The sequence below is a fragment of the Flavobacteriales bacterium genome (genome assembly GCA_016700415.1).
Taxonomy (GTDB): Bacteria; Bacteroidota; Bacteroidia; order Flavobacteriales_F; family PHOS-HE28; genus PHOS-HE28.
The window spans coordinates 3,446,313-3,457,832 of sequence record CP065018.1; the positions used below are offsets into that span (position 1 = coordinate 3,446,313).

The following is an 11,520-nucleotide window of genomic DNA, read 5'->3' on the forward strand; positions in this document are numbered from 1 at the left end:
GAATACCCGTGGTGGGACGGTGATCCATACCGCCAATCTAATGAACTCCCGGCACTCCCGTGGTCAGAGCCCGTTTCAGGGGTTGTGTTACCCATGTTCGGCTTTCAAATGTTCGGGCACGTTCGGTCAGGTGCGGATTAAAGCCAAAGTATCCCCCGTTGGGCTTTTCCCATGGGATGGATTGGACGAGCCGTGGATAAAGTGATGGATCCCGGACGATCGTTCCTTTCAGCAACCCTGGGCGGTGTTGGTGCAGGGTGGCCCGGTGACCACATAAAAAGTGAACGGCCCCTCCGCATGGAAGAGCCGTTCACAAGAATATCGGGAAAGGTCAACCGATCGTCACGGTGAAGGTATATCCGCTCACCGAAACGGTGAATGTCCCGTCACAGGTGCCGTTGCCATAGTCGATGGTGCGCGTGGGCAGGTCCTGCGGGGTGAGCGTCAGGGTGCCTTGCGTGATGTAGGGGCATCCCCAGTTGACATGCAGCGCATTGGTGATCGCCATCGTGTAGGGCAGGCCGTTGCGGTTCACGCCATTGCCGGTGCCGGTGATCGTGTAGGCATCGTCCGTCCATGTCATCGGGGTATCGCTGCCGCCGGTCCATGTGCGTACCCGTTGGGAATGATGTGTCGCGGTCCAGCTGCCGTCGGGTGCCGTGATCGTACCGTCCACCGTCACATTGAAGTACGGTTGGTGGGCGGTGTTCTCGCCCATGTTCGTCACGGTCTTGCTGCCTTCCACATGGTGGTCGTTCACGTAGTAGTTCTGCGGGGTGATGGTGATCACGGTGCCCGGGTCGCCATATGCTCCAGTGAAGGTAACGAACAGGACCCCGCGCCGCATGCGCCCGTTCAATGCCGTGCAATTCGTACTGCCGAAATCAACGGTCATGGTATGCGGCATGGCGCCCAGGTCGATCGTCACGGTGGGCGCACAGGGATCATCCGTATCGCGAAGCCCTTCGTCGGTAGCCGCCCCGTCCACCTGCTGCATCATGTCGTTGAAGTAATCGTCCGCCGTGGCGTTGTCCTGCGCCGTGGTATAGTCAAAGGACAATTGTGCGGGCTCCTCCTTCTCCTTCCTGCACCCGGCCAGCGCCAAGAGCACGATCGCTGTCCATGCAACATGTTTCAGGTCTTTCATCGGGATCCTCGGTTTTATACGGTTTTGACTTACTAACGCTTCAATGGTTTGATCCGTCTGTGGGATCACTTTTGAAGCACCGCGAACGTGAAGGCGTACTTGTGCCGCTCGTCCGCCTTGTGCTTCTCGCTCCATACCTCCTTCCAGCCCTTGCCGATCTTGGGGAAGACGACATCGCCTTCCGGCTTGGCGTGGACCGTGGTGAGGTAAAGCCGGTCCACGAGGCCTTTTTTGAAGGCGTCGGCATAAAGCTGGCCCCCACCGATCAGGAAGACCTCCTTCACTTCGGCTTTCCGGGCGATCTTCAGGGCATCTTCCAAGGAATGGCAGACGATGGCTCCGGGTGCCTCGTAGTCCTCCCCGCGCGTCACCACGATGTTCACGCGGTCACGCAAGGGGCGGAAGCGCACGGGGATGCTCTCATAGTTCTTGCGCCCGCTGATCACATGATGGTTCAGGGTGGTGCGCTGGAAGAACTTCATATCGTCCGGCAGGTCCCAGGGCAGCCCGCCCTTGTTGCCGATCATGCCGTTCTCGGCCACGGCGGCTATGACGCTGATGATCATACGGAGACGGTGGCTTTGATGTGTGGATGGGGATCGTAGTCCGAGAGCGTGAAGTGCTCGAAACGGAATCCGAAGATGTCCTTCACGGAAGGGTCGATGTGCAGTGCGGGTAATGAGCGTGGCTCACGCGTGAGCTGCAGTTCCGCCTGTTCCAGGTGGTTCAGGTAGAGATGGACGTCGCCAAAGCTGTGGACGAACTCCCCAGGTTCCAGCCCGCATACCTGAGCCACCATCAACGTGAGCAGCGCGTAGCTGGCGATGTTGAAGGGCACGCCTAAGAAGGTGTCCGCACTGCGCTGGTACAGCTGACAGGAAAGTTTTCCGTCCGCCACGAAGAACTGGAACAGGCAGTGGCAGGGCGGCAGCGCCATGCGGTCCACGTCGGCGGGGTTCCACGCGGTCACGATCAAGCGGCGGCTGTTGGGGTTATTCTTGATCATCTCCACCACGTTGGCGATCTGGTCGATCTGGCCACCGCTCGGCGTGGGCCAGTGGCGCCATTGGTAGCCGTAGACCGGGCCGAGGTTTCCATCGGCATCGGCCCATTCGTCCCAGATCTTCACGCCGTTCTCCTGTAGGTACTTGATGTTGGTGTCGCCTTGCAGGAACCAGAGCAGTTCGTGAATGATGCTCTTCAGGTGCAGCTTCTTGGTGGTGAGCATCGGGAATCCGTCGGCCAGATCGAAGCGCATCTGGTAGCCGAAGCAGCTCAACGTGCCGGTGCCGGTGCGATCGCCTTTGCGCGCACCGTTCTTCAGGATGTGGCGGAGCAGGTCGTGGTATTGTTCCATTGAATGTGCGAAATTACCTACCACAAGGGCAATGAGTTTTTAACTGCGGACCGTGCTCCGCCGAAGCGGCTACGCCCAGGCGAGGAACGCGGAGAGCGCAGAGAGGGATAACCGCAACGAGCGCAACGAAATACCGGGAAATTTGCGGAACGCGTTGCATCTCTCTGTGTCCTCTGTGACTCTGTGGTGGAACATTCAAGGCTCAAGGCTCACGACTCTTCCCCAGAAAACCTCCTCTTCAACCCGGGCACCGAGGCGATCAACCGGTCCTTCATCCGCTGGTAGAAGGGCTTGTCATCGATGGCATGCGCGATGATGGATGCGATCATGGCCGCGTACATCAGTTGGAGGATGGCACTGTGGCGGTCGGTCATTTCCAGGATGATGATGGCGCTGGTGAAGGGCGAGCGCGTGATGCCGGTGAGGAAGGCGCACATACCGCCGAGCACGAGGATGTTCAGCTGGCCGCGGTCCACGCCGAACCAATGGCCAAAGAGGCCGCCGATGGCCGCGCCCGATGAAAGTGCCGGGCCGAAGAGCATACCTGCGGCGCCGCTGCCCGTAGAGACAATGGAGCCGAGCAGGCGGCCCGCCACATCCTTGATGGACGGCTCCGGCGCGGCACTGAAGAGGTATTGGTCCAATAGTGCCTCACCGCTTCCCAGCGACATGGGGCCGAAGGCTCGGACCACGCAGGCGAAGGTCAGCGCGCAGAGCAGCACGAAGACGCCTTGGGCCACGGTGCCACGGATCGCGCGGCGGATCTTGTCCAGCAGCAGCACGCCTTTTCCGCTGAGAACGCCCATGGCCCCGGCCACCGCACTGATGACAAGCAGGGTGTACATGAACGACGGCCCCACCCGTTCCAGCTTCGGATAGCCCAGCAGCAAATAGGGCCCTAGGAGCCATTGTGCGGTCATGCCGCTGATGATCACGGAGCTGAGCACGGCCGTGCGGAATTTGCCGATGTGTGAGCGCGTGAGTTCCTCCATGGCGAAGACGATGCCGCCCAGAGGGGTGTTGAAGGCCGCGCTGAGCCCGGCCGCACCGCCGGTGACCATCATGATGCGCGGCTCACTTTGGGCCAGAAGGGGGGGAGCAGCTTATGCACTACGCGGTACACGCTGCCAGCGATCTGGAGAATGGGGCCTTCGCGTCCGATCGCGCCACCGCCACCCACCATGGCGAGCGTAGTGGCCATGCGCACGAAGATGATCCGGACGTTGAGGAAACGCCAGCTACCATCGCCCGCCTCCTCATCATCCGCCACCTCCGCCGCCGCGATCAATTGCGGCACGCCACTACCGCCGGCCATGGGAGAGAAGCGGAGTACCAGCCACCAGCTCACCAAGAACGCCACCGGCGCGGTGAAGAAGATCCAGTTCGGATGCGCGGTGATCAGCGCCACGTTCCGTTCTTCCACCCACATGAACAACTTGGTGAAACCCACGGCCACGAGCGCGGTGGTGACCGCCGCAACCTGATAGGGCAGGGCCAGCATCCACAGCTCATTCAGGTGGCTGCCCAAGGAAGATCTGCGCATTCGGGCCGGCCAAGCACGCAGCCCGGCGCGGATGCGCGTGCCCCAGCTTTCCCCGGCCGATCTGTGCGTGCCCTTTTTCACGGGGCAAGGTTAGTGCTGTGCCAAGGGCGATGGCGGGCAATGCCGCGGTGTTCATCAACAACGCATTGCGGATCGCGGGCTGCGACAACGTCGCAACAGATCCTATCGATCCTGTCAAAAGGACTATAAGCTCAGGGTCCGCTTCGCGAGACCCTGAGAGGGATCTGCGCGGATCCGCTCTTTCAGCGTCATCTGCGTTCCATCCAACGATCACATCAAGATCCCTGCGATCGTGGCGCTCATGTAGCTGGCCAACGTTCCGCAGAGCAGCGCCTTCAAGCCCAAGCGGGCGAGGTCGCCGCGCCGCTCGGGCGCCAGCTCGCCGATGCCGCCGATCTGCATGCCCACGCTGCTGAAGTTCGCGAAGCCGCAGATGGCGACCGAGACGATCAACAGGCCCTTCTCCGAGACGATGGGCACACCGCGCGTGGTGAGGTTCTGGAAAGCGACGAACTCGTTGATGGTGAGTTTCTGCCCCAGCAGTGTGGCCACGTTGGCGACATCGGCGGAAGGCACGCCCATCGCCCAGGCCATGGGGTAGAAGATCTTGCCGAAGATCCAGTCGAGGGAAAGATCGAGGTTCGGGCTGAAAAGATGGCCAATATGCACCAGGCCATAGTCGATCAAGGCGATGAGGGCGATGAAGCCGATGAGCATGGCGATCACGTTCATGGCGATGCGGAAACCGTCGCCGGCACCATGGCTGATGGCGTCCACGATGTTGATGTAGGGGCTTTTTACTTCCAGTTTCACATTGCCCATGGTCTGGCTTTCCTCGGTCTCGGGCCACACGATCTTGCTGATCACCAGCGCGCCCGGTGCGGCCATGAGGCTGGCCGCGATCAGCTTCGGCGCGAGGTCCATGCCGGCCTGTGCGCCCATGGCCACGTAAACCACGAGAATGCTTCCAGCGATGCACGCGAGGCTGCCGGTCATGCTGGCCAGCAGCTCGCTTTTGGTCATTCCCGCGAGGTAAGGACGGATCATCACTTGGGCTTCCACCTGGCCCACGAAGGCGCTGGCCACGTTGCTCAACGCTTCGGCGCCGCTCACGCGCATCACCCAGTTCATGGCCTTGGCGATCACGGACACCACCTTCTGCATGAGGCCCACGTGATAGAGCACGGCCACGATGATGCAGACCAGGATAATGGTGGCGGTGATGTTGAAGGCGAACACGAAGCCGCCGTGGGTGTAGTTGGCGATGGTGCCGTCGAACTGTTGCACGGCGATGCCGCCATACACGAAAGAGGCACCTTGGCGGGCGAACTCCTCGATCTTCTGCATGCCGTGGCCCATGCCTTGGAAGAAGCGCGTGACCGGCGGGATCTTCAACACCAGCACGGCGATGAGCAGCTGCAGGCTGAGCCCGCTGATCACCGTCCGGTAGTTGATCCGCTTGCGGTTGTTACTGGCAAGAAAGGCGATGCCCAAGATGAGCGCTACGCCGAAAAGACCTTGGAATCGTTCCATGGTGGGTGGGAAAGGCGGTCAATGTAGGAGGAACGGAGCAAAAAACGAGAAAATCGGATGATCTCTGGCCTCCGGGATACCCATGGTCCTACACCGTCGCGCCCCGGCACCTACCGGGGCCGGGTCAGGCCCGGAATGACATTTGTTCTTGGGGTTGGTGCTCAAAAGCCCCGCTCAGCGCGGCTTTTTGAGCACCAACCCTCCCGTGGTTGTCACCCCGGCCCCCGAGCCGGGGGCGCGAAAGGGCTGCCAGCGATCGTCCAATGACCAGTTCCAACACGGTCTCACACAGTGGTTCGGCCCATATCGGAGCTTGATGAGGAGGTACTCGCTTCACTTGGCCCCCGTTTCCGGCGCAGCGTTCCGTTCCGATGGATGTACCAGCGGGGTGATCACATTCCTGCGCACCCAGCGCGGTAGCAATATGGCGCCGATGAGGATGTACGGGTAATAGCTCAGCAACCGCCACAGCAGCGCGATCGCCGGGGCAAGGCCCGGTGCCACGTACATGCCGAGGAAATCATTGAAGATGAACTCGGCCAGTCCGCTACCGCCGGGTGTGGGGCTCAGCAGCACGATGATCCCCATCACCACCTGCTTGGCATACACCACCAGGTCGCTGAAGTGGCTGCCGTCCGGGAAGGCGTGGAGGATGCAGTTCACGATGCTGTAACGCGCGGACCAACTGATGAAGGTGGTGAGCAGCGCGGGCCACCAATAGCTCCAATCGCGGTGCTTCAGCCCTTTGGCGGCAACGATAAGCTGGTCGCCAGTGGTCACCGCCGAGCGTCGCCAGCGCCGCAGGACGGGGGCGGAGAAGATGCCCACTAAGGCGCGCTTCACGAAGACCGGGTTCACGAAGAGGGCATAGGCCACGAACAGCTTGTAGGCCAGGATGATGAAGTACACGGTCCAGAAGGCAAAGAATAAGCTACTGCCGAGGAAGGTGCCGGTGAACTCGGTGCCTTGGAACAGTTCGGACCTGCCCACGAGGAAGTAGACCAAAGGGGCCATCACGGCTAAGAAGATGCCGTCCAGGAAGGAGGTGAAGGTGATGACGGTGATGCTGGAACCGGTGTCGATGCCCTCGCGGGTGAGGAACCAGATGGCGAAAAAGAAGCCACCGCCGATCATTCCGGGGGCCAAGGCGCTGGCGAACTCCCAGAGCATGATCACCACGAATGCCCGGAACCAGTCCAGTTTGCGGTCCGTGAGGTGGCGGATCCGGAGCATGTACATCCAGTCGCGCACCACGAGGCTCAGCAGCGCCATCCCCATCCAGAATGTGGTGTTCCAGGTCCAGCGCACTTGTTGCAGGGCGCCGAGGTCGGCCGTGCGCCAGATCAGAATAGCGGTGATGCCCAAGCCGATCACCACAGGCATCAGCATCTTGGCGAGGCTGAAGCGGCGCAGGATATCCTCGTGTGCCGGAGTGGTTTGGGGAGTGGCCATTGCGCTTGCGGCGTCGGCCTACCGGCGGCGGGAGGACCCGCCGGCGCAGACCCGTCGGTCAATTGGTACCTTCTCTGCGTTTGAGCTCGTCCCGCAATTTGCTGGCGCCCTCGTAATCCTCGGCGTCTATCGCCTCTTGAAGCATTTGCCGCAGGTCCTCGGGGCTTGCCGTCCGGATGTTCTTGGTCTCCTGTGCAGCTTCGGCGGCTGCGGCCGGTTCGCTCTCCTCCTCACCTTCATCCATCTTCAGCCCTGCGGCCGAAAGGATGAACTCATAGGTGTGGATCGGGCACTGGAACCGCAGGGCCAAGGCGATGGCATCGCTGCTGCGGGCATCGATCTCCACGGTCTTCCCGTTCTGGTCCAGCACGAGCTTGGCGTGGAAGATGCCCTCCACCAGGTCGTTGATCACCACTTCGGTGACGGTGATGTTCAACTGGTCGCAGAAGCTTTTGAAGAGATCGTGGGTGAGCGGGCGCGCGGGGCGGATGTTCTCCACTTGGATCGCGATGGCTTGTGCCTCCACGCCACCGATGATGATGGGCAACCGCCGGTCGCCGTGCAGTTCCGAGAGGATCAGCGCATAGGCCCCCGCGTGGGTGTGGCTGTACGTGATGCGTAGAAACTTCAGCTCGACCTTTTCCATGGATCCGTTGCGGGGCGGTGAAGTTAGGGGAAGAGGGGCTTCGGGATCCAGTTGTCGGTTGTCAGTTGTCCGTTGTCAGGGCTCTTGGCCAGTTCATCCGGAGCATTGAGTTCATCACTTCCTGCCGCTGTGCGCCGCAAGCGCGCGAATGGACAAGCCACGTCGTAGGGAAGTCGGGTCCGGCCTGACAACGGGCAACTACCGCTCAGCGTTCAGCTTCTTGGCGGCCTCGATCAGCTTGGGCAGTACCTCAAAGGCGTCACCCACGATACCATAGTCCGCGGCTTTGAAGAAGGGTGCCTCGGGATCGGTGTTGATCACGGCGATCACCTTGCTGCCGTTCACGCCGGCCAAGTGCTGGATGGCCCCGCTGATGCCGATGGCGATGTAGAGGTTGGGGCGGATGGCCAGGCCGGTCTGGCCAACATGCTCGTGGTGCGGGCGCCAATCCATGTCCGCCACGGGACGGCTACAGGCGGTGGCGGCGTGCAGTTCCTTGGCCAGTTCCTCCACCATGCCCCAGTTCTCCGGGCCTTTCATGCCGCGCCCGGCGCTCACCACCACTTCCGCTTCGGGAAGGGGGATGCCCTCGCCGGCCTTGCGGGTCTCCTTCACCGTGACCTTGGCCGCGCCGAGGTCGCCGCTGTATTCCTCCACGACGGCACTGCCTGAAGCGGCTTCCACCGGGATGCTGTTCGGCAGCACGCTCACCACTTTCACCGGCGTCTTCAGCTCCACCCAGGCCTGGGCCTTGCCGCTGAATACGTTGCGCTTGATCAAGCCTTGCTCGTTCGGCAGAGTGATGGCACCGGCCACTTCTCCCGCGTTCAACTTGGCACCAACGCGCGGTGCCACGGCCTTGCCGGTGTCGTCATGGCTGAAGATGATCCACTTCGCGCCCTCCTTGCCGGCCACATCGGCCACTAGGCGCGTGAGCTGCTGGCTGTCCGCATCCCCGATGGAGCGGGCCACCACCACCTTGTTCGCGTCCAGCGCGGCCAACCGGTCCGCCGGAGCGTCGCCGAAGGTCACCAAGGTGAGGGAGGTGCCTTCTTTCGCGGCGATCTTGCGGCCATAGGTCAAGGTCTCCAGGGCGTTCTTCGCCACTTTTTCACCACGGGTGTCTGCAAATACGATCACGCTCATTTTGTTTCCTTTTAGTGTGTCGCCCCGATGGGTCGACGCTACAAGTGCTTTTAATTGATTTCTCCGCGTCTCGGCGCCTCTGCGGCCTTCTTTCTTAGATCACCTTCGCCTCGGTGTGCAGCAGTTCGATCAGCTTCCCGGCCTCTTCCACCGGGATCATCTTTACGGCCTGCTTTGGCGGAGGTAGTTCAAATTTCACGGTAGTGCTGAGCGCTTCGGCCGGTGCGGCGGGCACCACTTGCAGTGGCTTGGTACGGGCCGCCATGATGCCGCGCATGTTCGGGATGCGTTGCTCGGCCATGCCTTTGGCGCAGCTTACCACTAACGGCAGGGCGCATTCCACCACTTCCACATCGCCGCGCACGTCCCGCTCGGCCGTGGCTTTCCCGTCGGCCACGTCCAGTTTGCTTGCCAAGGAGATAAGGGGAAGGTCCAGCAGTTCGGCCAACATCGGCCCTACTTGGCTGCCGTTGTGGTCGATCGTTTCTTTTCCGGCCAAGATCAGGTCGTATCCCTTGTCCTTGGCGAAGGCGGCCACCTGAGCGGCCACGTCATGCCCGTCCTTGGGTGCGGTGTCGATGCGCACGGCATCGTCCGCGCCGATGGCCAAGGCTTTGCGGATGGTGGGCTCGGTCTCCACGCCGCCCACGTTGATCGCGGTGACATTGCCGCCTTGAGCCTCCTTCAATTCGAGCCCCCGCACCAAGGCGTACCACTCGTCGTAGGGGTTCACGATGAACTGCACGCCACTGGTGTCATAGGCGGTGTTGTCGTTGGTGAAGGCGATGCGTGCCGTGGTGTCCGGCACATGGCTGATGAGCACAAGGATCTTCATGGGTATGCGATGGAATTGGGCGGCAAACTTAACCATCCGCTTTCCGACGCGATGGGCTTGGTCACCTTGGCACTGGATCTTCGCCTGATATTTGGAGCCTGTATATGTCGGGTTCACCGGCATGTGAACATCAAGACCGTCCCATCTTGCATCATGAAGAAAGTGATCAAGGACATCCTCCACTTTGCCAAGCGCATGATCGTGGAGTATGGTCGTGACAACACCTTCGACCTGGGCGCCTCCCTGGCGTATTACACCATCTTCTCCATCGTGCCACTGCTGGTGGTGGTGGTGGCGGTCAGCGGCATCGTCACCGGGCCCGAAGCGGTGCGCGGCGAGGTCTTCGGCCAGATCAGCGGGCTGGTGGGGGCGGAGACGGCCCGGACCGTGCAGGAAATGATGGGTTCCGCCTACATCAGCGGCAAAGGCTGGATGGCCACGGTGATCGGCCTCATCACCCTCTTCATCGGTGCCACCGGCATCTTTAATTCCTTGAGGAATTCATTGAACCGCATGTGGGAGGTCCAGCCCGATCCGAAAAATTCCGTGGTCCACTTCTTCGTCTCTCGGCTGCTGTCCTTCTCCTTCGTGATGGGCCTGGGCTTTCTGCTCATCGTCACCTTCGCGCTCAATGCCTTGGTGAGCGGCTTCTCCGAGCGGCTGGGCCACCACATGCCGGAGCTGGGCGCGCAGCTTCTCCAGGTGGTCTCCTTCTCCATCACTTTCATCGTGAGCACGCTGGTCTTTGCCTGCATCTTCAAGTTCCTGCCCGCAGCGAAGATCGCCTGGCGGGACGTTCTCCCCGGCGCGGTGTTCACCACGGCGCTCTTCGTGCTGGGCGAGCTCATCATCGGCCTCTATTTCGATTCCACCGAGCCGGCCTCCGCCTTCGGGGCCGCGGCTGGCCTCATCTCCTTGCTTATCTGGACCTTCTACAGCTCGCAGACCTTCTTCTTCGGCGCCGAGTTCGTCTATGTGTGGTGCGAGGTGAAGGGAAGGCCCATACAGCCCGCCACCGATGCGGTGAAGGTGGTGCGGCAGGTGGTGAAGGTGGTGGTGCCTGAGAGGTCGGAAATGGTGAAGTAGAGTTGGGAAGGGGTGGTGCAGGCCCCCGCCGCCAACCCTGGTCGGTGCAATTGCGTAGAACGCCAAGGCCCCCAAAGGCCGAGGCATGAAAACAGCAGCATTTTTCCGGAATTCCTTCCTCCTTTTGCCGATGGCGGCGCTAGCACTTGCTGGCTGCAGCAAACCACAGGAAGAGGAGATCATTCCCGAGACCACGCTGGAGATGAACTACCCGGCGATCCCCTTCACCATTGACTCGGCAGATGTGGCCGGTGGCCAATTCGAAATGGATCTGGACATCGATGCCAATGTGCTGGGGCAAGTGCTCGCCGCCAACCAGTATTCGCTGGCACAGCTGACGCAGTTCAAGTTCACCAAGGCGAACCTGTTCCTCACCAGCCCCGTCACGGGCAATTACAACGCCATGCACGCGGTAACGCTGCAGGTGGCGGTGGACCAGAGCCCGCCGTTGACCGTGGCCGGTATGAACCCGGTTCCCAACGGGGCGCAGACGCTCCTGCTGCACATGGGCGACGTGAACGTGCTGGACCTGATGAAGAGCAGCAATGTGCACTTCGTCTTCAAAGTGCAATTGGACGGCCCCTTGCCCGCGATGAGTTCGCACAGCCTGGTGCTCGGTGCCAAGGTGGGGGTGGGGCTGTAAGGCTAGTGAAGGCGGGGCAATTACCGGAGGCTCCTGATGATGTAAGAATGCAATAGCCCCTGCGGATCATCCGCAGGGGCTATTGCATTAGGCTGGTGCGGGAGCATTTCA

The 11,520-nt window shown here is 61.3% G+C and carries 12 protein-coding genes; 2 read left to right on the forward strand and 10 right to left on the reverse strand.

The annotated features are described in order from the left end of the window. Window positions 1-331: 331 nt before the first annotated feature. The 10 genes from IPP95_14360 to IPP95_14405 all read right to left on the reverse strand — a co-directional run bounded on the left by IPP95_14360 (window position 332) and on the right by IPP95_14405 (window position 9,680). On the reverse strand, window positions 332-1,147 hold the full coding sequence (locus tag IPP95_14360) for a hypothetical protein (protein ID QQS72334.1): 816 nt from the start codon (window positions 1,145-1,147) through the stop codon (window positions 332-334). A gap of 65 nt (window positions 1,148-1,212) precedes the next feature. Next, complete coding sequence (locus IPP95_14365; GenBank protein QQS72335.1) at window positions 1,213-1,713, reverse strand: dihydrofolate reductase; 501 nt, start codon at window positions 1,711-1,713, stop codon at window positions 1,213-1,215. After that, on the reverse strand, window positions 1,710-2,504 hold the full coding sequence (locus tag IPP95_14370) for a thymidylate synthase (protein QQS72336.1): 795 nt from the start codon (window positions 2,502-2,504) through the stop codon (window positions 1,710-1,712). The genes IPP95_14365 and IPP95_14370 overlap by 4 nt, the downstream gene beginning before the upstream one ends. 209 nt (window positions 2,505-2,713) lie before the next feature. Continuing rightward, entirely contained in the window at window positions 2,714-3,568 is an 855-nt protein-coding gene (locus IPP95_14375) for a chloride channel protein (GenBank protein QQS72337.1), read from the reverse strand. Continuing rightward, entirely contained in the window at window positions 3,565-4,128 is a 564-nt protein-coding gene (locus tag IPP95_14380; GenBank protein ID QQS72338.1) for a chloride channel protein, read from the reverse strand. The genes IPP95_14375 and IPP95_14380 overlap by 4 nt, the downstream gene beginning before the upstream one ends. A 210-nt stretch (window positions 4,129-4,338) precedes the next feature. Then, window positions 4,339-5,601 (reverse strand): NupC/NupG family nucleoside CNT transporter, encoded by a 1,263-nt coding sequence (locus IPP95_14385; protein ID QQS72339.1) that lies wholly within the window; start codon window positions 5,599-5,601, stop codon window positions 4,339-4,341. 333 nt (window positions 5,602-5,934) lie between these two features. After that, window positions 5,935-7,053 carry a flippase-like domain-containing protein gene (locus tag IPP95_14390; protein QQS72340.1) on the reverse strand — a complete coding sequence of 373 codons (1,119 nt, stop codon included), beginning with the start codon at window positions 7,051-7,053 and terminating at the stop codon, window positions 5,935-5,937. Window positions 7,054-7,111: 58 nt separating this feature from the next. Next, window positions 7,112-7,699, reverse strand: a complete 588-nt coding sequence (locus tag IPP95_14395) for a bifunctional nuclease family protein (protein ID QQS72341.1) — start codon at window positions 7,697-7,699, stop codon at window positions 7,112-7,114. 198 nt (window positions 7,700-7,897) lie between these two features. Further along, on the reverse strand, window positions 7,898-8,845 hold the full coding sequence (locus IPP95_14400; protein QQS72342.1) for an electron transfer flavoprotein subunit alpha/FixB family protein: 948 nt from the start codon (window positions 8,843-8,845) through the stop codon (window positions 7,898-7,900). 94 nt (window positions 8,846-8,939) lie between these two features. After that, on the reverse strand, window positions 8,940-9,680 hold the full coding sequence (locus IPP95_14405) for an electron transfer flavoprotein subunit beta/FixA family protein (GenBank protein ID QQS72343.1): 741 nt from the start codon (window positions 9,678-9,680) through the stop codon (window positions 8,940-8,942). Between the two features lie 153 nt (window positions 9,681-9,833). Between IPP95_14405 and IPP95_14410 the strand changes: the two genes are divergently transcribed. Both IPP95_14410 and IPP95_14415 read left to right on the forward strand, forming a co-directional pair. After that, window positions 9,834-10,766: a YihY/virulence factor BrkB family protein gene (locus tag IPP95_14410; GenBank protein QQS72344.1), complete on the forward strand. Its 933-nt coding sequence runs from the start codon at window positions 9,834-9,836 to the stop codon at window positions 10,764-10,766. 130 nt (window positions 10,767-10,896) lie between these two features. Next, a complete protein-coding gene (locus IPP95_14415) occupies window positions 10,897-11,409 on the forward strand; it encodes a hypothetical protein (protein QQS72345.1) in 513 nt (170 codons plus the stop codon). The last annotated feature ends 111 nt before the right edge of the window (window positions 11,410-11,520 follow it).